The sequence below is a fragment of the Salmonella enterica subsp. diarizonae genome, assembly GCF_008692785.1.
In the GTDB taxonomy this organism is placed as follows: Bacteria; Pseudomonadota; Gammaproteobacteria; order Enterobacterales; family Enterobacteriaceae; genus Salmonella; species Salmonella diarizonae.
The window spans coordinates 41,769-66,279 of record NZ_VXJV01000001.1; the positions used below are offsets into that span (position 1 = coordinate 41,769).

Genomic DNA, 24,511 nt, shown 5'->3' on the forward strand with positions numbered 1-24,511 from the left:
AGGATAAGAAGATACGGGGGCTGGTCACGCGTGTCACAAGTCTGTTATACTCAACTTACACATTGGGGCTGATTCTGGATTCGACGGGATTTGCGAAACCCAAGGTGCATGCCGAGGGGCGGTTGGCCTCGTAAAAAGCCGCAAAAAAATAGTCGCAAACGACGAAACCTACGCTTTAGCAGCTTAATAACCTGCTTAGAGCCCTCTCTCCCTAGCCTCCGCTCTTAGGACGGGGATCAAGAGAGGTCAAACCCAAAAGAGATCGCGTGGATGCCTTGCCTGGGGTTGAAGCGTTAAAACGAATCAGGCTAGTCTGGTAGTGGCGTGTCCGTCCGCAGGTGCCAGGCGAATGTAAAGACAGACTAAGCATGTAGTACCGAGGATGTAGGAATTTCGGACGCGGGTTCAACTCCCGCCAGCTCCACCAAATTTGGTTACAAAGCAATCCAAGAAAGACCGAAAAGCCCGTAATCACAACAAGTTACGGGCTTTTTTATGTCCAGCGCTGTCTGATTTGATCCTACCCAAGCTAATTGTTTTAGGCCCATTGATAGGCCCAACGAAAAGATATATGGTCTTTGTTGGGCCTAAAAGCATGGAGACTCCACCGTGGCAAGAAAAACCAAGCCGTTAACGGATACGGAAATCAAAGCAGCCAAACCTAAAGATGCCGATTACCAGCTGTATGATGGTGACGGACTGACGCTGCTAATCAAATCCAGTGGCAGTAAGCTCTGGCAATTCCGTTACTACCGACCTCTGACAAAACAGCGAACTAAACAGAGCTTCGGTTCCTATCCTGCTGTCTCGCTTTCCGATGCTCGTAAACTCAGAGCTGAATCAAAAATATTACTGGCAAAAGGAATTGATCCTCAGGAATACCAAAAAGAACAGATGAGAAATTCTCAAGAGGCCAAAACCAACACTTTCTTGTTAGTTGCCGAGCGTTGGTGGAATGTGAAGAAAGCCAGTGTGACCGAGGACTATGCTAATGATATCTGGCGCTCGCTTGAAAGAGATATCTTTCCTACGATTGGCAACATCAGCGTTACAGATATTAAAGCCCATATACTGGTTCAAGCAATTCAACCTGTCCAGGCCCGAGGAGCACTGGAAACCGTCCGCCGACTTTGCCAACGTATCAATGAAGTCATGATATATGCCCAAAACACGGGCCTGATTGATGCAGTTCCCAGTGTTAATATTGGCAAAGCCTTCGAGAAACCTCAGAAGAAGAACATGCCCAGTATTCGTCCGGATCAGTTGCCTCAGTTGATGCAAACTATGCGTACGGCCAGTATCAGCCTGTCTACGCGGTGTCTGTTCATGTGGCAACTTCTCACCATCACCCGCCCCGCCGAAGCCGCCGAAGCTCGGTGGAATGAGATCGATTTTGATGCTAACGAATGGAAAATTCCAGCTGCCCGAATGAAAATGAACCGGGACCATACGGTTCCATTATCTGATGGAGCTCTGGCTATTCTGGAAATGATGAAGCCGCTCAGTGGTGGCCGAGATTTTATTTTTCCAAGTCGCATTAAGCCCACTCAGCCGATGAACAGTCAAACAGTGAATGCTGCACTCAAGCGTGCCGGTTTAGGAGGAGTGCTAGTTTCACATGGTTTGCGTTCTATCGCCAGTACAGCCCTCAATGAGCAAGGATTTCCTCCTGATGTCATTGAAGCCGCACTTGCTCATGTGGACAAAAACGAGGTACGTCGTGCTTATAACCGCAGTGATTATCTTGAACAACGTCGCCCTATGATGCAATGGTGGGCTGATTTCGTAAACAAAGCCGACAGCGGGAGCATTGTTGAAAACGGAAAAAGAGAGTTAAAACTTGTCGTCTGAATTCCTCGCTTAACTAGTTTGATTGGCGAGCTTCCTCTTGGTAAAGCAAGGGGCATAAGGCCCCTTACCCTTTTTATAATGAATAATTAATCTTGAATCTGACTAGTACCGAAATTACGGTAACCGTCACTTAAGTCTTTGGTGTTGTACTTCGTCAGGTAAGCGACTCGTAACAGAAAGTCATAATAATCAGAACTTAACGTTAACGCATCATCCCGAGTGAACCAGCTGCTGTGGTTCTTCGGGAAATGCGGGAGGTACGCATAGTCAGGGTAATCAAGCCCTGTTGCGCTGCACCAGGCCTTCTGTATCCGGACTCCCATATTATCAGCATCCACTTTAGTGTAATTCCCCAGATAGGCATAGGCCTCTCTGTCAAACAGCAGGACCAGATGGTAGTGAGGGTGTTCCCCTGTAACACGTTCCCTGGCCCAGATATAGCCGAGTGGCCTAGGCTTACCACTCCTGCCAGAACGCTTGTGCTCTTCCCGTAACTGGCTTTTAAGGGATTCCATAGCCCGGGTTATGGCTTTCTCATCATCCCTCTGAAAGCAGAGCGGCAAGTCTGGCTCTCCAGGCACATGGGACTGAGCAAATCTCAGGTCAGCGCGTAATGCAAATACCCGGTCATAGTTTTCCAGATAGTTAGATATCACAGCAAGCGATTGACGAAGCATATAGCTTGATATCCGGGAGTCATATTTCTTTTCCGCTGCCAGTAGCAGGGATTTAAATTCTTTTTCAGATAACTCATAAGGTGATCTCATCATAAATTACTCAGATAATACTTATTGATTAATGGGTAGCAGTAGGCTACCCATGTGATTAGGCGTACAGTCCCTCTCACAGAGAGGGATTATCTATGCTGGTATCGTGGTTGATCAGTTAACTGGTATATCGGTATAAGTTAACAAGGAGATATATTACATATACCGACTAACCAAAACTAAGAAACGATATTACTCGTGACACTCTAACCCGCAATCAATCAGGGATTACCAACAAGGTAACTCATTGATAAATTATAAATATTACTCTGAAGTTATTCAGGATTAGTCAGCTTGCTCATTGCCAGTGATCCAGACTGGTATACGGGCGTGTTAGTTTTCTCTGCCAGTTCGACAGGATCCATTTTTGAACCCGTAAATTTGACATAATTTATACCCGCCACTTCGAATAATTGCACCTTCCCTCTCGACTCAAGTTTTTCCAGCGCTGGCATCAACCTCTCAGCACGCCTGACTGAATTCGGACCATTTTTGATAATGTCATTTCTTCTGAATTCGAAAGATCTATTTTCTACAAGATGCGACTCCATCCAGAATAATATTTTTTCATCATCACTTAGCTCTCTTGTAGCATCAATTTTTGTGATGGTATGATTGACAAACCAGTCAGTCAGATTCAAAGCAGACAACAAATTTTCCCTTACAATCTCTGTCGAATCAGGGTCACCGGTAACCTGAAAAATACCTGCAATCCTGAGGCTCTGCTCGATAAAACGAGCGGCTATATCATCATAGTGATATAAGGCACCGCCAGGCTTCATCTGCTGCTGCAAACTCAACGACGTTTCATCCATTAGATCCTGCGCGTCCGGGGCAAGGGTAAGCGCAATATACTCATCGCCATTTTCTCTTCGCTTAACACCGGCGTCCATAAGCTGTGACATGACAGAATACAGCTCCTGAAGCAGGCTTTCATCCCTGGCACTGTGCTCATTGATGGTGTATGGCTTTGTAATCTGCTCCATATCTATCATCAGGGTACGGGCCAGCAATCCTGTGAATCTGATATTGGCCCTTTTCCGTTTGCTGGAATTGTCATACGGATGAGGCTGCATCATTAATAAAGATGAAAATACATAATTTTCAATAACAAAGCTTTCCCGTGACACCCTGTTAATGGTGACTTTATCCCAACACCAGAATGTATTGAAAGGTGTGGGGTCGTTGTACAAATTACTCGTATACACACCTGCTGCTTCATCGTTAAAAAGAGCCTTATTCTGATATCCCATCCCGATTTCTTTAGTGAGCGCTTCGTTTGTCGGGTTTGTTAAAATAATGGATTTCCTTACGGGTTTCTGCGGTTGGCGGCTGATACACTCTTCAAGTTTTCTGCGTGTTTCAGCTGTATCTCCCCCTTGACTCAGCGCTTTTTTGTAAAGCTTATTTAATACTTTAAACTCAGCCTGCCAGATAATAACCCTTCGTTCATACTCCTCAAGCTCGACACAATACTCGTCTTCAAATCGCTGCTCCCGTTGCTCAACAGGAATCTTGAGCAACCTGTATATTCTTGACTTACCACTACCAGATCTGGAGAGCAGCAACAGATATAACGCTAGAGGAAATCGCTGTTTATTGCCCAACTGAACGCAAAACAGATCCTGGCAGGCCAACCCCAAAAATGCTAATAACGTAACGACGATAATCTCAACAGCCACACCTGTGATGTGGTGTAGGTACAAAGTCCATCGCCTGATATGACGTGGCAGAATATCAAACTTCAGGTTAAGTTCATGATTAATTTCATTTTTGTTACTCATTGCATCATCCTTTATTATTTTGCAAAAAAATTAAACGATTCGGGAAGCGATCCACTCGTCTATAGAAGTAGAGCGCCAACCGACGGATGCAGCCCCTAACCGAACTGGTTTAGGAAAATCAGCATCGTAGTACCTGGATTTCGGGTTCAGTTTCTCGTAGATGCTTGAACGTGAGATCCCCAGCATCACTGTCAACTCCGTCATGCGCAGGATGCGTAACGGGTGTGTTTTTTGTTCACTAATGTTCGACATTTTCACTTCTCCTGTTGGACGTCTTTGGCTGGATTCGAAATTTCTCACACCATCTGAGATACTGTCCTCGTCAAAAAATGGAAACCAACCGGAGGGAAAATGGCGACTCATGTATTTGCAGATATGATGCATCATCTGTACCAGGCCTTTGACTTATTCAAAAAAGACGATAAACGGCGTGCTGAGCTCAGAAATGGCAACTTTTCGTACCATCAATCTTTTTTTGGCAAGACTCGTAATACTCCTGATGAGGGAAAAGTTGAGTCTGGTGTTGATGCTGATGGTGATCGTGATGATATTTTTAATAGTGGCTATGATGACATAATAAAAAAAATCGACCCCAAAAAAGTTTTCAATCACTATCAAAGACGAGATATTTTTTTCAAATACGAACAACTTTATAATGCGCTAATGCGTATCCCTGTATTTTCTCATTCAGACAACAAAAAAGTAGCAGAACGATATATCCATTCTGCATTACCTCCGATTGTGGCTTTGGATATATACAATACCTTAGAAGCAGGCGATGAGTCGCATCTCTATTATCATATCCATTGTTTTTTAACAAGCAATCATTGCCCTTTCGAACCCGATGACACAAGGCCTGTTTATAAGGGTGTACAAACATATCTGCGAGAGCTTATAAAACGCCTTCAGTTTTCTTCTGCAGCTAACCTCGGTCAAATTAAGAGTTTCATTTCAAATATCAAAAAAGGTTGTGGGCAAAACAATGAGAGTATAAAACAAAAAATAAATTTATGCCGAGCCAAAAATATAGAAAACATGATCCCCAAAAAATACATCTCTGCTCACGAACATAATTTAGACATCATTGAGCAGGCCTATTTATCACTCAATCTATTATTGGTCTTCGAGCGAGAAACTTCAGCAGTAAACCTGTTATCCAGAAATTACAGATACACTGTAGCTAACGGCATAGGTTATAATACCAGCTATGGCATTTTATGTCGGTATCTCTACTCTTCAGGATATGATGAAACACTGATTCATGACATAACACTGGCATTCTTTAAAGAGGCTATCTGGCCCATAACAATTAACATAAAAGATAGAGAGTTTTATTACATCCAACTTTTAAAGAGAATTGTTTTCAGTGCTAACACCGAATACTCCTGGCATCATTCTATCTTTTTAGATATGTCTTCATACCTAAATCACACCGTACATTCCGATGTTCTAAAACCTTACGCAAAACTATCAAACATAATTTATTTCCTCTGCCATAACAAACTTAATGAAGCATATCTATTGCTTAATGACATTGATTTTAAAAATTTACCATTTGGCTATTTACCATCAGCCTTCGCGATCATAAAGCTTGCTCTAAAAATAAAGATTAAAAGGAATACAATCAGAAACAAAACATTGCTGTCACTTATAAACGGCGCAATGGTTAATCAAAGCATTACACCAGATCATATTGCATTAACTAAGGGGGAAATAGAAGGTCCAGTCGTTTCGTGCGCAAATAACATGATTATCATGCGTGCAATAAAAACATACAACTGTATGATAATAAAAATTAACGCCCCCGATGAGGCGGAGCCCTTTGACATTTATCCACAGGCTATATATGGTCTATTGGATGAGATAGAATGTGCATTAGATAAATTGAATCGATTGCTTAAAGAAACCGATGAGAATATTCAAAGCGAAGAACTTTCTGAACTTATTCTACAAAATAAAATTTTGACAGCACGCGAACTGAGTGAAAATCTGATCGGTTTTCTTGATAACTGTACACTACATAATTGTCTTACTAGTCTGAACATTCTTATTCATTATTTGAGATATCCTAAAGAACCTATGGTAAATATTGTGATGTTTGCAGGAACAACAGATAGATCGCAACATGTTAGAGAGAAGATATGTAAGGCATTACAACTCGCTATCAAAAAAGCTTGCTGATCTTAAGGGGGAAGGCAATGCAGGGTAAACCAGAGACATGTTCCCCCCTGCTACAGCCGCTACATGTAGCGGCTGTAGCAGGGGGGAACTGGATTTTTTTTCAAAATTTCAGTTAATATTAATATAGATAACCAACATTAAGAAAATCTATCTCACGCTATATTTGATCGATTAATCTGTATTAGCTCAGACCTGAGCTAATACTACTAACCCCAAATTAAGCCCATTTTAAAATCACAATATATCGTAATGTTGCATTTAAAATCTTTGAATCTCTAAACATGCCAGACAGGCTACCAAGAATTCCCCAAGAACTTACTCGTCAACATCATCGAAAATACTCCGCCCCAATTGCAAATCTGTACTCTGGGCTTCTTCAGCTTCTAGTTCATCGTAATCCACTGCTTCGGATTGCTGAAGCTTGAGCTTATCTTTCCTAATTTCGATTTCACGAATGAATTGTTCAGATTTTTGCCATTCATCTTCATCATAAAAATCCTCACAGTACAATTCATTGTTCTCGTCACGAAATCGCTCCAAAAGGCGTGTGACATCGTAAAATGCTTCGTCTACATCGTCGTCAGTAGCCCAAGAGTCCTCTATATCTTGGATTATTTCATTCATATTAGAGTAAAACTCGACTTTTTGGACAGAAAGTCTGGCTTCATTCTCTTCTTTTGAAAGTAAAACTCCGACAAAGTCGGCGTCAATGAAACAATCTGAATGGTTTATTGAGGCAAGAACGCTCAGTTTATCCAGCACTTTTCTTCTGAGGTCATCCCCGAGTAGACCATTTATATTCAGCCTACTCAATATTGTCAGGCTATTATCGTATCTTCTCGCAGAGCTAATTAAATCAAGCAAATATGTCTTTGCTTCGTCGCTATTGAAATAAAGCCCCAAGAAATCAGTTGAACATCTACTTGCCAAAAATGTGAGTATTGGCCTACTGATGAGGGCTCTGTTACCACTGGGATCGATGATGTTCAGAACACTGTTGAACATACTGTGCGGCACAACCAGTTTTATCCCCTCGATCCCCATATCCCCACAACTGATTTCCTCGATTAATCTTTCCTTTGTGACTCCTGAAAGGTAGATATCGATGAGTTCTGGATTCCCCGCAACATCAGTTGCGAAAGCATCGCGAATGGTTGGATGGCGGAATTTCCAGTAGTGTTCGTCTTGTGTTTTACTTATTCTGATAAGTGAATCATCCAATGCTGACAATGCTGCTTTTACGTCGCCAAGATTTGATTGCATGGACGTGATGATATTGGTTGTCTGAGGGTTTTCAATCCGAAGTGGGATTGGTAGTTCCCCTCCATTTGAAAATACAAGGGCTAATGCCGCTCTTTCAGCGGGCGCTAGTCCACCAATAATATCTGCCATGATCCCTGTAGGATTTGAGAAAAAACCAACGACTGCAGCTTCGTTAGGCACAAGCTTATTTGTGAACTGCGGATTGGCGAATCTCCGGGCAATTTCTGGAAGAAATTTGGGTACTGATACTACCGACGGTAGAAAATTTTTTATTGCCCTTCGAAAAGTCTTAGTCTGTTTCCCAAGCTTCAAGTGGTTGTACAGAATCATGGCTTTTTCAGGATCGGAGAGTTTCTCAACTTCAATTGTGACTCTACTATCTCTGAATAACTCGAATTTATTTGTATTTAAGCGATTCTGAGCTGCACGGAAGATATAGCTGCGTGAAGTGAAAATCACTCGTGCTCCCTTGTGTATAGCAGCTTTCAACTTAGGGAGCCTTTGATTCCATTCCTGGACTCGGTTAAAGTCACAATGATTAGATCCAAAAGCATCGTCAACCCAAAAAAATTGTCCTGGATCATCTGGATTCCATTGCCGATCCAAATCTTCCGGCGAACTTAAAATCAACGTTTGCAGTCCCCACTCATCAGCCGCTGAGAGCGCTAACAAGTTAGCTATCATCGTTTTACCACTTGCTGGCTCACCTATCAGCATTACAAATCCGTAATCCCTGATAGCGTGTGCACAACGGCGGTATGCCTCTGTGGGGACGAAGCATGCAAGATCTGGAGCAATTGAATCGAGAACACTTTTCGCCTGCCTAAATGCCTGATTAGTAATTATTTGAGAAAGGTCACCAAGGCCATATATTCGGGGTACCATGCGCCTAAGACTTGGGTATAAGGATATGCTGTGGTTTATCCATTCTGCCCCATAAATCTTTGCGAACTTTACACCAGTTTTACGTATATCCTCTTCCATCACAGCTGCTGTTTCTGCGGAAACTGAACAATTAGTGAATAGAAGGTACACATCGGCTAGCCCTTCACTCACAAGCCGCTCAATCTTAGGAAGTTCATCACTAACAACTCCCTTTGAAAGCTTCATACCTTGTTTGCTAGTGTGTTTACATTGGGTAGTAAAGCTATTACTTATGCCATCGCCGAACCCAGTTCCAGACCAAGTGCCATAGAAAGCCCCGTCGCGACCGCCATCAACACCGTCAGAGAATATTTGAAATGTCTGCCCAAAGGTCTCTTTCAAGATACATGACACGAGATCCTCGAAAGCCTTCCATCCAAGTTTGTGTAGGTCGAATTGGATTGATTGCATTGATTTTCTTGGTATTCAGGATTGAATTAATACCTATTTTAAAGCTCATGTTGGGGATGTCTAGTGATTGCTTACAAGGACCGAGCAAGGTAATTGTGGCTACTGTGTTAGTAGCCACATTTCTGACGTAATCCATCCCGTTAGATTTCTACTACCACTGAAAAATCATACACATGTCGATTCTCTTATCTTTGGCTCTTAAAGCGCAGATCCTCCGCATATCCATTCGCCTCGGCCCACCCAGAAACAACTCCCTGTAGCTTTTCCATATAGCGATCGTGATCGATTTCATTCCCAAACGAGCAATGTTCATCAGAGTTCAGAAGGGAATCCATGAGCCTCTGTACCCGTTCCGCTAACTCATCATCCAACTTGATCTGGAGGTAAGCATTCAATGGCTTATCCTTATATGCTTCCCGATGACCAAGGAAGCGCTCGAAGTCAGGTACACTGACTCGATGGCGGACTGTTAGTCCCGCGTTTCTGGCTTGACACAATGCTTCATGGATTTTTCGGTTTTCAGTCCACATTCCATTTTTAACTCCATCGGAGCGGTTAGGTGAATCCGAATCATGGACAAGACTGAAATGGATTTTAAAGTGAGTCAGTACCTTGATTAGCGGTACCAGTATGGCCTTCCCTCTGGCTCGTATGACCGCAATCTGATCCATCAATGCATTATCACGCTCGATGATCGAGGCCATAAATGCAGCATGTTCGGTATCTCCTTCAACGAGAATTGGATGAGAACCGAAGAATACCTCTGAAAAGCTGGGGTCAATATGTTGCAATGCCTGCAAGCGCTGTTTTTCATCACCCTCAAAAGCTATATGGTCAGAGCGGTAAGTTCTTGGTGTAACTGCTGAATTTTCTTCCGGATTATCGCGTTCAAGCCTCACAATGGTTGTGTGATCTTCAAATGGATTGATAAAGCACGGAGAGTGAGTAGTCATAATCACCTGCCAGTCTGGGTTCTTAGCCAACTGATACAGATGTCTCTGTGCTGCACGAGCAGCCATAGGATGAAGGGCATTCTCGGGTTCATCAATTAACAGTAAATAGCCGGGGAAAGCTGGATCATCAGGACTATCAGGGAGCGGAGCACCGCTATCATGTGCATCCAGTTGAGCTCTAACCTGAGCAAGCTCATCATGGAGGGCATTCAAATCAGCGTTTTTAGGCGGCTTTTTTAGTTTCTTCTCAAGTTCAGTTACTTCTTTCTCAAGCCGCTTGCGGAATTCAGCACGTACTTCTTTGTCGCGATTAAGTTCATTGTGAACTTGCAACATTGACCAGAATAGTGCGCGGCGAGCGCCCGTGCCCTGCTGACTAAGAGAGGTATTAGCCCTCCCGTCAGTGATTTTTAAACTGGAGCCATTCTTGATGAGATCCGCAACTTTAGGAGCCAGAGGGGCAGCACCGATGCTCAGACTAACATCCAGCCCCGGAAAAATACCTTTAAACCCTTCGGAAACTCGGCCCGCAATACCATTAAAATGTTCTTGATGCTGTTCACTAAGCAAGTTGATACTTCCAGAAACACTTTCAATCGCTTTTGCTAATGGCGATTCGGGATTAAGCCGCGCGTTCTCAAGCTCTTTCTGTAAAGGGGCGAGAGCAAAACTCAAAAGCACATCTTCTGTTTTCCCTGCATCATCCAGAGATCCTATACGCAAAGGTCTTGGCAGACGTGAGTTGAAAACTGAATCAGCGCCGCCTGCTTTAGTGTCCTCTGCCCAGTCCCCTTCACCATGTTCTCCAGCGGTAGGATCCCAAGTTGTACGGACTTTCAAAAAATCAGGTGCTTTCCACTGCCAACGGCTTTTAACGACGAGAAAACCGTCCCTTTCTTCTTTCCATTTTGCATCTACATTACCAATACCGTTAGGAATGTGAACTTCGAGCAAAATCTCTGAATGTTCATCCTCTGAAGCATGCTGATGTCGATCGCTACTGGCATCAAATGCTGTTGGCCCCTTAGCTAACTCATATGCTCGCAAGACTGTTGATTTACCAGCGTTGTTTTTACCTACAAGACAAACAATGTTATCAAGTGCAATATCGATGCCTTCATTCCCTATACATCCAATGTTCCGAATGGTCATGCGAAGCAATTTTGAACGATTCTCTGCTGCCATATATCCCTCTAAATTACAAACAGATAGCTATCTCACTCTACACAAACGAGCGACCTCAAAAGGTGATGCCGACTGTAAACCCGCATTTTTACGAATAGCAGAACTGATTCTGGCGGTATTTTTTTTCCGGTAAGAGACTGATAGAGGGATGTGATGGATGAGCTTAATTGCAAAGCTACTGAGCAGGGTATAAGCAAACTATGGCTTGTTAGTTAAGATGAGAACAGCCCGTAGGTGATTGATCGTGGCTGCTTTTTCAGCCACGATCAATATCTGGTAATAATTAACTGTTTTTTTGTTCAAACAATGGAGCTAAACACTGAACGTCTTGTAAAGCCTCTGCATTTAGTACATCAAAGTATAACCACTTATTATTTTCATCATTGACCAAGTCAATTTTCCAATTGGTTTTTACATAACAGGCCAATGCTGCACGGCAAGTGACGGAATGGACGTTACCATTTATAGAGAACTCGCGCGATATCTCATTAATTGTTTCTTTTGGTAAATTCTTTTTAAATTCAATGATAAAAGTGACTTCTTCGTCCCACTCTCTATCCGTCTTCTCAGCAAGAGTCGGCGAAATTGTTGTATCTAAATGAGCATCAAAAAGCCTGGATAGTTTGAAGTTCTTAAAACCACTGCGCTGTGGTTGTTCCTCATTTCGGTCATAAGCTCTGAAATACCAGTTCTTACGGTCAACAAACAATGCTAATGGAAACAGTATCCTTTCCCTGTGATCACCACTTTTTGAACCGTAGGAACATCTAATGGCACATTGTCCCTTTATTGCCCTTGTTACCGCCGCTACCTGTTCTTCTTTGAGACGTTCCGGCTGATAGAGCGGGTCCACTTCATCAATGGGTAGCATTGGCCGCTTTTGCATTAATTCGGAGCGTGTAAACCCATACTGAATAAGGTTAAGGGCCGTGTGAACACCAATCCTAATTAATGGGGTATAGCTGTCTGCAAGGATAACTGTTCTTTTGGTTGCAGTATCAATGCTGCAGTTATCCGGTTTTAGCTCCCGATAGAGAGCAAGATCCTTAGATGCTGCAGCCTGAGCAACCTTGAACTCAGCCATAATCTCAGCTCTGGAGATGCTGCCAAGATAGCGAATACAGAGGTCTATGTACGCAAGTCGTTCTGCCTGGGGAAGTGAATAGGCGTCGACCAGCAGTTCCAGATGAACATCATGAAACATTGTCATCGATACGCTCCGCTTTATGATCTATTAAATATACTGTTCATTATCACATGTTGCACTGCTTTACGCAATGAGATAGGATTATCTCAGTCGAGAAAGTAATCAAATCGACATGATAGCTCAGGAAGGTTCATTCAGGTGAAGTCGTTGATCTGGTTGGATTAGCACTGAGGGGGGAGTGAGGGACTGTCTGCAAACAATCCCTCACCAGAAAAACAAAAACTCTGCGGAGCGTAATTCACCACTGAGTCTTGCTGATCAGAATGTTGAGTATACGTTAATTATAGCGTAGCCGACAAGCCTGCCTCTGGTGAAATGACACTCCTTGCAACATAAGGAGTGGTAAATGACCACACCACGAATGGGCTACTGCCCACGCTGTAAACAGGATTGTGAAATCTCTTTTGCTACAAAAGCCATTCATGAAAAGACGGGTAAGGTAATTTTGCCGAAAAAGGGTAAAGTCCTTGTCATTCCTCATTGTACGGCTTGTCGTAAGACTAAATAGTTCAACCAGTGCCAGGCAGGTCAATGTGGCCTGCCATTAATTGCTTTACATAGCTCAACTTCTATTTTAAGAGTAATGCAATGAAAAAAATTCTTCGTAATGTCATTCTTACTACAGCTGTGGTTTCTGGTTCAGTATTCGCAGCAGATAGTAGCCAGAAGGTCGCACTTTCTGATCTTCATTTTGCCACAACACCAAATGGAATGCAGCAAATTGAAGGTAATGGTATTAATACTACTAGTCAGACACTCAAGCATGTGTTTGTGAAATTTAACCTTCTTCAAAATAATACTGTAGTGGGGCAAACCATCGCTATGGTAGAGAATCTTGAGGCCGGACAGAACTGGAAAGTACAGGCTCCTTATAATAGTTTTGCTGTTAAGCCTGATAGTTTCAAGGTTACTGAGATTAACGTTATAAATTGATGTTTTTATTGAATGTTTGTTCTCAAGAGCAAATTATCAGGAATGTAAATGAACACACTGACAGTATCTTTGGTAACAATAATGATCCCTGGTGTCATTATGGCACTAATTTATGATACTTACACTCAACATAAATCCTGGGATTCATTTCGATATGTTCTGATGTCGGTTGTATTTGGTATCGTTACTTATCTGGCAATGCAGGCAGCAGTGAGCTTATTTCAACTGATTGCTGGGATCGGTGATACCAAATCCATTAATTGGAGATTACTGTCAGTCTGGTCAATTCCCAATGAGGAAAAGATAGCGATTAATCCACTGGAGATCTTACTGGGCGGGCTTTGTGCTATCCCCTTAGGGCTGATTGCTGTCTATCTTGCGACCAAACGGACATTTCATGAACTGTTACTGCGTAAGGGCATTTCAAATAAATACGGTGATGATAATGCCTTTATACGGTCAGTTGAGATCATGCACAGAAATACAGGGCAATGCTACGTTCTGTTGCATGAAAATAATATGCTCATTCATGGAACAGTCTATCTGTATAACGAAAATGAGAAAACGCAGGAGCTGGGGCTTCTAAATGCTACTGTACTCAGTTCGGAAACAGGTACAGTTCTCTGGACGACGGGATTTATCTATCTTTCAAAAGAATACGGTAAAATGGTCGTATTTGAAAATTACATTGAGGTTCCACATGACAAAGAATCAGATGCCGAAAATAACCAGAATGCCGACCTTTGATGGCCGGGAGTTAGGTGCACAGGCCGGGCTACAAATGGCAGTGAATGGTGCTCAAGTTGAAACCAGGGGAATCCAGATGGTTGCGCGTCCGCAACAAGGTAATCAAATTCCGGGGTATGGTCGTCAAACTTCTGCTCAGACAACATCTCAGGGTACTTTTGCCCCTGTGAGTGGCCCGAAGATCCCGCCGATGAAAAAATAATTGCATTAAAAATTATTTCAGACAGATATCATCTCGGTGAATCCCCCCGCATCCTTACCGGATAGCGGGGATTTTTGTTTTTTACGCTGAGATATCCGTATGAATAAATCTGTCGGCCTTCAGGCCCTTGAAAAACCACTGGCTTCGTTACCGCATACCCTACGCAATCTCGTTTTTGAACGTCTCCAACATCTGACTCACTACGAACCCGTCATTGGCATTATGGGCAAAACAGGTGCCGGTAAATCATCACTTTGCAATGCTCTGTTCCAGGGTGAAGTCACTCCGATCAGCAATGTGGAGGCCTGCACGCGTGAGGCGATACACTTTAGACTTCGTAATGGCAATCACAGCCTAATGGTTGTTGATTTACCTGGTGTGGGTGAAAGCGAGCAACGTGACGAGGAATATACAGCACTTTATCGTCACATTCTGCCAGAACTGGATTTAGTGCTGTGGGTTATCAAAACCGATGACCGGGCACTGTCAGTGGATGAACACTTCTATCGCAAGGTGATGCAGGATTATCAGAAGAGGGTTCTGTTCGTGGTTAATCAAGCTGACAAGGCCGAACCCTGCCATCAATGGAATACCACCAGCAATACACCATCCCATAGCCAACAGTCGACAATTGAGGCCAAGCAGAGCGCTGTACAACAGATCTTCCTGCCGCACCATCCAGTCTGTGTTGTATCGGCCCGAACTGGTTGGGGGCTGGATGCGATGGTCGAGACAATGATGCGCAGCCTGCCTGACCGGGCCACCAGCCCACTGACGACACAGCTGCATGGCAGGCTCTGCACGGAGCCGGTAAAAAAGCAGGCCAGGGACAGTTTCAGCCATGCCGTGGGAAAGGTGTTTGATGGCGTGGAGTCATCCCCTCTGCTTCCGGCACCGGTTCGGGCGGTCATGCGTACCGTACGGGAAACGGTTGTGTCAGTCGCACGGGCCGTCTGGGACTGGATATTCTTCTGATGTTGCCCGGGCATGGTCATGACGTCGGACACACCCTGTCCGTTTATGGCGATTTTACACCAGGTAAAAAAGCCAGCCTCCCTGACAGGCAGCGCCATTCCTGATATCGACCGATTTAAAAAATCGTCTTTCTGTGTCCATACCCTGCCATACCCCCTTGTTACACTAACCCACATCTTTTCAGTGAATTAGCTTACCGGAGAATGAAGCCTCATGACTCAGGCTGAGCGTCGCCATGACCGGCTTGCCGTCAGACTGTCGATGATTATTGGTCGTCTTGTGGCAGGCGAAACGCTGGATATGCGCAAACTGGCCGCCGAGTTTGGCGTGTCGGTCCGCACCCTGCGCCGGGATTTTCGTGAACGACTGATGTACCTGGACCTGGAGTATCGTCAGGGCCGGTGCCGTCTGCTGTCCGGCAGCCGTCAGCGGGAACTGGCGGTGATGACCTTTGCCCGTCAGTCTGGCGTTGAGAGCTTGTTTCCGGGACTGGATGGTCATCTTGTCAGTTCGCTTCTGAGCGGCCCGGGGGAGTCGCCCTGCCTTATCTGGCAGGGCGAATCTGCACAGACCATCACCGATGGTGGGGTCTTTACCCAACTGGTGAATGCCGTCCAGGAGTGCCGGAAAGTGACCCTGCGTGGCAACGGATGCAGCCATACGGATATCGCCCCCTACCGGCTGGTTCTGCATGCCGGTAACTGGTATCTGACGGGAGCACACCAGGCCCGCATCATCGCACTGCCACTGGCTGATATTCGGGTCGTCACGCTTCATCCCGACAGTTTTACCCCCGACGCTACTGTGCGCGCCATCCTTTCCCGTCCGGATTTTTTACAGGCATTACCCCATTTCCGGTTCATTGGTGAAGTGCTGTCCGGCTTTGTCCCTGAACCACATCAACCCATAACAGAAGGATAACATGATGAAAATAAGACGTATAACACCCGGCAATCCGACTTCCGGCAAACGCTGCCCGGACTGCGGCTCTCACGACACCATTCCCTGGGCCGATGGCTGGATGTGCAGGGACTGCGGATGTGAGTGGGGCAAAGACAACGGTTATCTGTAAAGGTGGCTCCCATGAGATTCTGGAAGGCCGCCGGTAAACTCGCCGTTGAGGCGGCGAAAGACGCACTCAGCAGTGCGCGTGAAGTGAAGGAGATGCATGACTGCCTGGAAGGCAAAAGCAACGCAGAGCTGAGAAAGATAACCACTGACAGTGGTTTTTTCAGCAGTACAACGGCAACGGAAAAGCGTCTGGCACGAAAAGTCTTGCGAGACCGGGGGGAACGTTAGTTATTTCGCAGGGCCTGCACAGGCCCTGCCTGTGGTTCATATTCAGGGGAAAGTGAATGTCTTCTCTGTAACGATACGAGGGAGACAGGCCAGCCCGCGATTCACGCCATATAAGCATTGTTACTTTAACAATAAACAGGATGAACAGATGAAAGCGTTTATATTGCCATTAATGGTTTCTGGTTTTTTATTGAGTGCCTCCGCCAGTGCTGCTGCGGTTAAATTGCCCCGGACAGTGACTGATGTGAAAGGCGGCAGTGAGCTGATGTGCGGAAGTGAAGATGTGAAAGACGGGACGTGCAGCCTCATTAGTGTCTCTGATGATGGCCACTATGCGCTGTTAAGCAGCCCGGGGGGCATGGCCTGCTATGATCTTCCGCCAATTTGCCTCTTCTGAACTCCCTCGAAGTCAACAAAACCCCTGTAATAACTGATAAAACAAGAGAAATGACCCCACCATTGTCGCCTAAAGGTAATCGGCATCAAGTCCTTTTTGGGGGTACATTAGGGGGTGTTATTTTCCTTTAAAATATCAGCACCCCCATAATGGTAAAAATGTGATGTATAACAATGGGTTTTAACGACATCTTTGTTATACAAGGAGTACATTGGGGGTATCAGGTTAGGTACTGGCGGAAATCCCCTTCATCAAAAGCCGGAGAATGTCATGGCGCTAACCGATATTAAAGTGAAAACTGCAAAGCCAAAAGAAAAACCCTATAAACTGGCTGATGGCGGTGGTATGTATCTGCTGATTAACGCTAATGGCTCGAAATACTGGCGTATGAAGTACCGCTTCTCCGGTAAAGAAAAGATGCTGTCCATTGGCGTATACCCCGATATTTCACTGGCCGACGCACGCGAAAAACGTAGCGAAGCCAGAAAAATTCTTGCTGCAGGAGGCGATCCGGGCGAAGTAAAGAAAGAAGAGAAAGTAGCCCAGCAAATAAGCCTGAAAAACACTTTCGAGGCGGTTGCTCGCGAGTGGCATCAGACTAAAGCCGATCGCTGGTCATTACGCTATCGTGATGAAATCATTGATACCTTTGAGAAAGATATCTTTCCCTATATCGGCAAGCGCCCTATTGCTGAAGTCAAACCAATGGAGTTGCTAGAAGCCCTGCGTAAAATGGAGAAACGCGGAGCACTGGAGAAAATGCGCAAAGTTCGTCAGCGCTGCGGCGAGGTGTTCCGCTATGCAATTGTCACTGGTAGAGCTAACTACAATCCAGCCCCCGATCTTGCCAGTGCGTTAGCTACGCCGAGAAAAGTACATTTCCCTTTCCTTACCGCTAATGAACTTCCGCATTTCCTTAACGATCTGGCAAGTTACACTGGTAGTATTATCACGAAGACAGCCACTCAAATCATTATGTTAACCGGTGTTCGCACGCAAGAACTGCGTTTTGCACGCTGGGAGGATATCGATTTTGAAACAAAATTATGGGAGCTCCCGGCAGAAGTGATGAAGATGAAAAGACCTCATATTGTGCCGCTTTCAGCGCAGGTTATTACTCTGTTTAAACAACTTGAGCCGATCTCAAAACATCACCCATTGGTCTTTATCGGCAGAAATGATCCACGCAAGCCGATCAGTAAGGAGAGTGTTAATCAGGTTATTGAGTTGCTGGGGTACAAAGGCAGGCTGACGGGACATGGCTTCCGTCACACGATGAGCACTATCCTGCATGAACAGGGTTTTAACTCAGCGTGGATTGAAACACAGCTCGCTCATGTGGACAAGAACAGCATTCGCGGTACCTACAATCATGCGCTGTATCTGGATGGCAGACGCGAAATGATGCAGTGGTATGCGGATTACATTGACAGTCTTGTCGGTTTGTCTCCAACGACTGAACTGTGACCATCCCCCAGCCACTACGGGCTGGGGGAGCTTTCTTTTATTTTTTATTATAATAATTAATCGTCTACCGCAATATTCTGTGCTGTAGTTCATTGATTGAATCAGGATTGTGGTCAAAAGATGCGTAGAGCGGCAAATGAGCCATCAGGAGCGTAACGGCGTACGCGCCGCTTACATTCATAAAGCGGAATTTCTGGATGAACGCAGATTGATGCTACAGTGGTGGGCTGATTTTCTGGATGCTAACCTTGAAGATGCCATTTCTCCATTTGATTATGCAAAAATCAATAACCCCTTGAAATGAAAACGAGTTTATCCAGAGTCATCCAGCAATTAAAGTTGGGTGGCTTTTATTTTTTGCATAAAACTCATATGCCAGAAAGCTGTGCAGGTGACTGGTTTAAAAATAATGAGTTAAGTAGTCAGATAAATTAACTGCAGAGCGATCACCGTATGCTCCCAGTAAATTATCCAGTTCAGACTCCAGTGTCTCTTTGCTCCAGTTGATAAGGTACCGTCAGTGAACAGGATAATGGCCCGTGCACCTGTTCAACACGTTGTGCGATACGGACCAGAAACAGTGATTCTGAGCAGACAACCTCAACAGCAGTGGCTATCATTTAAGGTGACATAGCAAAAGTAACGCCTGTCCTGATGTCCACCGGATAACTCGGCAATGCCGGATTATTCCCATGCATGAAACCAGTCGTAAGTTACCCGCCATGAACATCCCAGTTCCGCAGAAATTTATCGTGGACCGGGGTCCGCCGGACAACATCAACAGTCCACCACACACATCCCCTGGTTCGAATATCGCGGTATGGATAGTTTAACAAAAGGTGCAACAAAGTGATTCGTTCAGGTTCTGTAAGTATCAGATTCATCATAGAAACTTTTGAGACTCATCATACTGCTCACATTACAGATAATTTTCTTGTTCTACTTAAAAACGTACAAACGGAGGCTCATTGTCGGACGTGTAAAAATCCACCGCCTCTATTGTAATGATAACTATTCTCATATTACTATGCCGCCGAAATGATTAACTTTTGAAACTATCAGTCATGTCTAATCCCGCTCAGTGCGCCTCTCTCTCGTTTGAATCGTTCTATAGTGCGCATCGAAGCACTGGCTGACACGCAAGTTGCAGTCGGCTTTTGACGCAGACGACATCGCTCAGGATACCTTTCTGCGGGTCATCAATGGTGAGTCGCTGACGACTATCCGTGACCCAAAATCGTTCTTATGTACTGTAGCCAGACGAGTGATGATCGATCTCTTCCGCCGCAACGCACTGGAAAAAGCATATCTGGAAATCCTCGCCCGGTTCCCTGAAACGCAGGCTCCATCTGCGGAAGAGAGGCAATTGCATCTCGAAGCGCTACAGCTTGTCGACCAGATGCTGGATGGACTGAGTCGTAAAACCCGTAACGTATTCCTGCTTTCCCAGCTCGACGGTCTGACCTACAGCGAAATTGCTTCTCGCCTGAACGTGTCGGTTAGCTCAGTAAAAAAATATGTCGCCAAAGCCACCATGCACTGTCTTCTGTTCCGCCTGGAGTACGGACTGTGAAAACCACACTCACCGGTCTGGCACTGTATTCGGCCTCCCACTGGTACGCCGTTTTAAGCGGCGATCGCGTGAGCACGCAGCAGGAGGCACGCTGGCAGCAGTGGTATGAACAAAATACCGATCACCAGTGGGCGTGGAAGCAGGTGGAAAATCTGCGTTGCCAGATGAGAAGTATGCCTGGCAATCTGGCCAGCCGGACGCTGAAAGACAGCCATCTGACACGCCGACATATACTGAAGGGTCTGCTGCTGATCTGCGCGAGTGGCGGCTGGCAGCTCTGGCGTTCAGAAATGGGCGAAGGGCTGCGCGCTGACTACCGTACCACCATCTGCTGTGATCAATAAAAAAAGGGGCCACCAGGCCCCGGAAACAGCAATAGAAGTATTTACAATGGTAGGAAATTTTTCTAAACCTTCGCAATTCCTTTAAAACATACACAGATAATGAAAAACCATGAGCCGCTTCACAACTCCGGCAATCCTTGAAATGCCGGGCCATTACAACTGGCACGTATACGAGCCGCTTGCGTTTTACCTCAGCGACGACAACAGCAACGTAATAAGCGTACCAGCTGGATTTGTAACTGACCCCGCCAGTGTGCCGCGCATCTTCTGGACGTTGTTACCACCAGACGGCAAAGCATCCATCATTCACGATTACCTGTACGACAACGCGCTACGTATCAGGAATGAGGCTGACCCGATATTTCTCGACGAAATGACGGTGCCGGGCGTGCCGAAGTGGAAGATAACGGTAATATATTGGGCGGTGCGGGTGTTTGGGAGGGGGAACTATGGAAAGCGTATTAAGATAGCGTGAGGCGCGGTGCCTAATATTGCCACGCAACACTACCCCGGAAAAAGTGATGAGTTGCCAGGTACCATATGCTATTTATGTCCTTAACGGATGTGGATATCAAACACAAAAAGAGGGGCTCGTCAGATTCCAGATTTTCGTAGAAACAACGTTCTATCTGAGGAGAAATAACAGAGCAGAGGAATTAAAATCTAAGAACATAAAACCGACGAGAAGAATAGTTCAGGGAATGTTCTTGACAAGTAGTACCTGTTAGTTTTTAAATCTCCTGACCATGTCATGGTTTGGAGATTATATGAAAATTAAAGGAATATATCTTTCTGTTTTCATTATTTTTTTAACAAGTTGCTCCTCTCAGGATAAACAAAACGAGAGTAAAGGAAACATTTATCCTTCAGCGGATTTTCCAGTACCACCAGCATTACCCCTGCCATCTCCCGGACTAAAAACGCCTCCTGAAATAAACTCTGATGGTGAAGTATCTTATACATCACTAAGAACTATTATGGCCCAAAATGGTCGTGTCCTGACTGTATGGGCACTGGCTGAAGGCAACTGGTTGTGGGTATATGGTTCAGCAACATCATCCAGTTTTGGCGGGGTAAGAAACTGGCATATAGTTCCGGTTAACAAAAGGGGAGAAAACACTTTCAGATTTATCAATGGTGTTACAGGAACATGTATAGAAGCATATAAAAACGGTTTAATTCATTCCGTCTGTAATAATCAAAATAGTGCACAAGATTTCCTTCTCATTCCTGCCACTAATGGTGGCGTTTTTATAAAAAGTCCTGTGAAGAATAAATGTGTGAGGTATGATATTATCACTCACACTATCTATTCCACGGTCTATCTGACGGAATGTATTTCTGAGAAGGATAAAGTTTATGACCAGATATGGTACATGGCACCTGCATTAACAAGTACCAATCCTTTACCTTAAAGAGTTAACGTCGATATGAAAAGTATTATTTCTGCAGGTTTCTTTTTCGTCATGGCTATATTCAGTATTAGTGCAAATGCTAATATTGGAGATTATAAAATAATGACATGGAATTTACAGGGCTCTTCCGCTGCTGGCGAAAATAAATGGAATATTAATGTAAGGCAACTGGTAACAGGAACGGAAGGTGCAGATATTCTTATGGTTCAGGAAGCAGGATCTGTTCCGGCCACTGCCATGCTTACCGGTCGTCAGATTCAACCCGTCGGAGTGGGAATACCTATTGATGAATATACATGGAATTTAGGAACGACACGACGTCCTGATATCCGTTATATTTATTTCTCGCGTGTAGATGTGGGTGCTAACAGGGTGAATCTGGCTATTGTATCCCGGCAGAGAGCAGAACAGGTTTTTGTTATCAGACCTGCGACCGTGGCATCCCGCCCGGTTATTGGTATCAGCCTGGCGACTGATGTTTTCTTAACTACGCATGCTCTTGCCAGCGGGGGGCCTGATGCTCTTGCCATAGTTCGTACGGTTAATGAATTTTTTAACCAGTCATCCCGACTGGGTTATTCATGGTTCCTGGCGGGCGATTTTAACCGCGCGCCAGCCAGACTTGAAAATGATTTGCTTCTGGAGCGTCTGGACAGATCTGTTACGGTCGTTGCTCCTGCAGTGGCGACACAACGTAGTGGAGGGATTCTTGATTATGGCGTCATTGTTGACCGCTCACCATCCGCAACCTTACTGGGAGCAACGATTTCTTTTGGTAATATGGCATCTCAACTCTCATCCGATCATTTACCTGTACTGTTTAACAGCGCGTCGCGTAATGAATGACGCTGCATAAATGGAGATGGTTAACTAATGAAAAAATACATTATTTTCGTAATTTTATCCTTTTTTATTTCTCCCTCATTATCTTTTGCTGATAATGACATGAATTACATACCTTCTGTGACGATCAGGGGGGTATTCACTGGATTTGTTATGAGAAACAATGTGTTTCAGGACAGGGACGAGTCTGTGCATTATGATTTAGTGGAAGTGAGCGATCCCGCCTTTCCTTTATCTCAATATCCGTATGGCATAGTCCAGTTCAGAGAGCCTGGGGGGTTTAAGGTCGGCGATTTTTGTGCTCAGCCAATAGATGACAAAATTACCACAGATTTCTGTTCTCTGAGGGGGGTGAATTTAGTCCGGACATATTTTTCTCTAATCCCGACAAACACAGGTGCAGTTTTAATAAAAAATATTGCGACAGGAGACTGTCTTTCCTCGGATATTGAGGGAAAAGGCTTCCCCGTTCTGAAAAAATGCATTCTGCCACCATTACAATCAGATGAGATATACAAGCAACTGTGGTTCCTGGCTCCGGCATTTTCCGCCTCCCGGATGTCTCCACTTTTATAAGAGGGAATATGTAATATGGCACTGTTATGAGGTTGTCTGTGATTTGGTGGGCAGGCGTTCAGAACTCAGCAATATGCAAAGGTGCAGGTGTACTGTAAACAGTTTAGAGCATGGGGTCAGACGTTGCTGATGTGATACCTGACCACGATCAAACAATTAAAGTCTTTACCAGTGAGTCATATATTCCGGGCGTCGCTGTTCTCTGCACAGGCATGGTCTGCCTGCGCAGTACCCGACGCCATGACTGAATACTCCAGACCAGCAGCCCCTGTGTCCCTGTTTTCAACAGCGTACCCCCTGGTATATTCTGGCTGACATTTTAAGTGTGGGGTGTTTCCATCAGTGATGATAACATGGCATAAATCACACAAATAACCGCCACATAAAGGATGGAGTGAAAAAAGAGCCCTTCTTTTTTAGCCTGAAAAACCAGATCAGTAGCGCACTGATGGCAACAAACACCGCCAATCTGAGTAGCAAAATTAAAATGACAGAAAAATAATTTAATGATATTTCCTCCAGGCAGGGACAGTCATTCAAATACTCTCCTGAATAATGCAATGACCGGCAGAATAAACAAAAAAACAATCATGACCGCACTCAGCAACCACCTCGCCCACCGGAGGCATGCCGCGCGACTTTCCCTGACTGCCTCATCCTGATTCACCTTGTCCGGACACCAGTGCCCCAGACGGATATCCCCCATCACCCTCCGCGCAGCCTCCAGGTCATGCTGTTTCACCAGCAGTTTTACGCCCCCTACAGCCTGTGACTGCAGCAGATTATTCCAGACCATATGCTCGTCCAGTAACATCACCTCTATCCCCTCACTCACCAGACGGCCAGCCACAATTCGTGCATCCAGGGGCGAAAGGAACTGTTCCAGAAGCCTGAACTCTCCCCGTTCAGGATGAATATTCCACATTGTCAATGCCCTCCAGCAAGGCTCCCCTGTCCACACATCCGCACCCGGCGTCGGGTGTCCAGCCTTCCCGGATCGGGTGACAGCCCCATACCGGCGCTGCGATAAGAACGCTCAGACTGGTACATCACCGATCTGCGGGTTGTCATTCTCCGGACGCGGTGTTCCGGGCTCTTCCGTCGTGTCACTCAAGATGAGATGGCTCTTCTGGCGCTGCAACTGCCTTTCACAAAATTGTAACCCGATTTCCGTGTCAGTACGGAGGAAGGTAATAGTGGAATTGCCCTCGTCT

General features: G+C 45.0%; 22 protein-coding genes, 1 other RNA gene and 4 pseudogenes. 19 read left to right on the plus strand and 8 right to left on the minus strand.

Going from position 1 to position 24,511, the window contains the following annotated elements; all coding sequences use genetic code 11:
* The first annotated feature begins 64 nt into the window (after positions 1-64).
* Together ssrA and F4V72_RS00170 are read left to right on the plus strand one after the other, a co-directional pair.
* Positions 65-427: a transfer-messenger RNA gene (ssrA, locus tag F4V72_RS00165) on the plus strand.
* A gap of 182 nt (positions 428-609) precedes the next feature.
* Positions 610-1,851, plus strand: coding sequence for an integrase (locus F4V72_RS00170; protein ID WP_109183685.1), 1,242 nt, complete (start codon positions 610-612; stop codon positions 1,849-1,851).
* Between the two features lie 86 nt (positions 1,852-1,937).
* On the opposite strand, the gene F4V72_RS00175 is transcribed toward F4V72_RS00170, so the two are convergent.
* From F4V72_RS00175 to F4V72_RS00185, 3 genes are all read right to left on the minus strand, one after another.
* On the minus strand, positions 1,938-2,618 hold the full coding sequence (locus F4V72_RS00175; protein WP_109183711.1) for an inovirus Gp2 family protein: 681 nt from the start codon (positions 2,616-2,618) through the stop codon (positions 1,938-1,940).
* A 275-nt stretch (positions 2,619-2,893) separates the two neighbouring features.
* A complete protein-coding gene (locus tag F4V72_RS00180; RefSeq protein ID WP_109183684.1) occupies positions 2,894-4,402 on the minus strand; it encodes a DUF3987 domain-containing protein in 1,509 nt (502 codons plus the stop codon).
* Between the two features lie 30 nt (positions 4,403-4,432).
* A complete protein-coding gene (locus F4V72_RS00185; RefSeq protein WP_136058125.1) occupies positions 4,433-4,654 on the minus strand; it encodes an AlpA family phage regulatory protein in 222 nt (73 codons plus the stop codon).
* A 99-nt stretch (positions 4,655-4,753) separates the two neighbouring features.
* Between F4V72_RS00185 and F4V72_RS00190 the strand changes: the two genes are divergently transcribed.
* Positions 4,754-6,583, plus strand: a complete 1,830-nt coding sequence (locus F4V72_RS00190; protein WP_136058124.1) for a hypothetical protein — start codon at positions 4,754-4,756, stop codon at positions 6,581-6,583.
* Between the two features lie 315 nt (positions 6,584-6,898).
* On the opposite strand, the gene F4V72_RS00195 is transcribed toward F4V72_RS00190, so the two are convergent.
* The 3 genes from F4V72_RS00195 to F4V72_RS00205 all read right to left on the minus strand — a co-directional run bounded on the left by F4V72_RS00195 (position 6,899) and on the right by F4V72_RS00205 (position 12,529).
* Positions 6,899-9,181, minus strand: a complete 2,283-nt coding sequence (locus tag F4V72_RS00195; protein WP_015683443.1) for a hypothetical protein — start codon at positions 9,179-9,181, stop codon at positions 6,899-6,901.
* Positions 9,182-9,366: 185 nt separating this feature from the next.
* Entirely contained in the window at positions 9,367-11,319 is a 1,953-nt protein-coding gene (locus F4V72_RS00200; protein WP_136058123.1) for an ATP-dependent nuclease, read from the minus strand.
* 283 nt (positions 11,320-11,602) lie between these two features.
* Positions 11,603-12,529, minus strand: coding sequence for a helix-turn-helix transcriptional regulator (locus F4V72_RS00205; RefSeq protein WP_047414871.1), 927 nt, complete (start codon positions 12,527-12,529; stop codon positions 11,603-11,605).
* 585 nt (positions 12,530-13,114) lie between these two features.
* Here F4V72_RS00205 and F4V72_RS00210 point away from each other — a divergent pair.
* The 16 genes and pseudogenes from F4V72_RS00210 to F4V72_RS00280 all read left to right on the plus strand — a co-directional run bounded on the left by F4V72_RS00210 (position 13,115) and on the right by F4V72_RS00280 (position 23,297).
* Entirely contained in the window at positions 13,115-13,459 is a 345-nt protein-coding gene (locus F4V72_RS00210) for an FxLYD domain-containing protein (RefSeq protein WP_041692654.1), read from the plus strand.
* Between the two features lie 48 nt (positions 13,460-13,507).
* Positions 13,508-14,206, plus strand: coding sequence for a hypothetical protein (locus F4V72_RS00215; RefSeq protein ID WP_047414869.1), 699 nt, complete (start codon positions 13,508-13,510; stop codon positions 14,204-14,206).
* On the plus strand, positions 14,193-14,408 hold the full coding sequence (locus tag F4V72_RS00220; RefSeq protein WP_047414867.1) for a hypothetical protein: 216 nt from the start codon (positions 14,193-14,195) through the stop codon (positions 14,406-14,408). Before F4V72_RS00215 ends, F4V72_RS00220 begins: the two co-directional genes overlap by 14 nt.
* Before the next feature lie 99 nt (positions 14,409-14,507).
* On the plus strand, positions 14,508-15,383 hold the full coding sequence (locus F4V72_RS00225; protein WP_109183680.1) for a GTPase family protein: 876 nt from the start codon (positions 14,508-14,510) through the stop codon (positions 15,381-15,383).
* Positions 15,384-15,596: 213 nt separating this feature from the next.
* Positions 15,597-16,304, plus strand: a complete 708-nt coding sequence (locus F4V72_RS00230; RefSeq protein WP_150342415.1) for a WYL domain-containing protein — start codon at positions 15,597-15,599, stop codon at positions 16,302-16,304.
* Between the two features lies 1 nt (position 16,305).
* Positions 16,306-16,455 carry a hypothetical protein gene (locus F4V72_RS24005; protein WP_001458941.1) on the plus strand — a complete coding sequence of 50 codons (150 nt, stop codon included), beginning with the start codon at positions 16,306-16,308 and terminating at the stop codon, positions 16,453-16,455.
* An 11-nt stretch (positions 16,456-16,466) separates the two neighbouring features.
* On the plus strand, positions 16,467-16,682 hold the full coding sequence (locus F4V72_RS00235) for a transposase (protein WP_136058121.1): 216 nt from the start codon (positions 16,467-16,469) through the stop codon (positions 16,680-16,682).
* Positions 16,683-16,830: 148 nt separating this feature from the next.
* Positions 16,831-17,079, plus strand: a complete 249-nt coding sequence (locus F4V72_RS00240; protein ID WP_232081651.1) for a hypothetical protein — start codon at positions 16,831-16,833, stop codon at positions 17,077-17,079.
* A 197-nt stretch (positions 17,080-17,276) separates the two neighbouring features.
* Positions 17,277-18,546: pseudogene (locus F4V72_RS00245) on the plus strand (tyrosine-type recombinase/integrase).
* A 77-nt stretch (positions 18,547-18,623) separates the two neighbouring features.
* A pseudogene (locus F4V72_RS00250) lies at positions 18,624-18,850 on the plus strand (tyrosine-type recombinase/integrase); the annotation flags it as partial.
* A 760-nt stretch (positions 18,851-19,610) separates the two neighbouring features.
* Positions 19,611-20,119: pseudogene (gene fecI / locus F4V72_RS00255) on the plus strand (ferric citrate uptake sigma factor FecI).
* Positions 20,116-20,442 (plus strand): annotated as a pseudogene (locus tag F4V72_RS00260) (DUF4880 domain-containing protein); the annotation flags it as partial. The pseudogenes fecI and F4V72_RS00260, both read left to right, overlap by 4 nt.
* A 130-nt stretch (positions 20,443-20,572) precedes the next feature.
* Entirely contained in the window at positions 20,573-20,938 is a 366-nt protein-coding gene (locus tag F4V72_RS00265) for a DUF1353 domain-containing protein (protein WP_136058119.1), read from the plus strand.
* 292 nt (positions 20,939-21,230) lie between these two features.
* Positions 21,231-21,878: a cytolethal distending toxin subunit A gene (locus F4V72_RS00270; protein ID WP_170245731.1), complete on the plus strand. Its 648-nt coding sequence runs from the start codon at positions 21,231-21,233 to the stop codon at positions 21,876-21,878.
* 15 nt (positions 21,879-21,893) lie between these two features.
* Positions 21,894-22,724: a cytolethal distending toxin subunit B family protein gene (locus F4V72_RS00275; protein ID WP_136058117.1), complete on the plus strand. Its 831-nt coding sequence runs from the start codon at positions 21,894-21,896 to the stop codon at positions 22,722-22,724.
* A gap of 27 nt (positions 22,725-22,751) precedes the next feature.
* On the plus strand, positions 22,752-23,297 hold the full coding sequence (locus tag F4V72_RS00280) for a hypothetical protein (RefSeq protein ID WP_136058116.1): 546 nt from the start codon (positions 22,752-22,754) through the stop codon (positions 23,295-23,297).
* A 532-nt stretch (positions 23,298-23,829) separates the two neighbouring features.
* On the opposite strand, the gene F4V72_RS00285 is transcribed toward F4V72_RS00280, so the two are convergent.
* Positions 23,830-24,222: a putative signal transducing protein gene (locus tag F4V72_RS00285; RefSeq protein ID WP_136058115.1), complete on the minus strand. Its 393-nt coding sequence runs from the start codon at positions 24,220-24,222 to the stop codon at positions 23,830-23,832.
* A 2-nt stretch (positions 24,223-24,224) separates the two neighbouring features.
* A complete protein-coding gene (locus tag F4V72_RS24010; protein ID WP_170245732.1) occupies positions 24,225-24,368 on the minus strand; it encodes a hypothetical protein in 144 nt (47 codons plus the stop codon).
* Between the last annotated feature and the right edge of the window lie 143 nt (positions 24,369-24,511).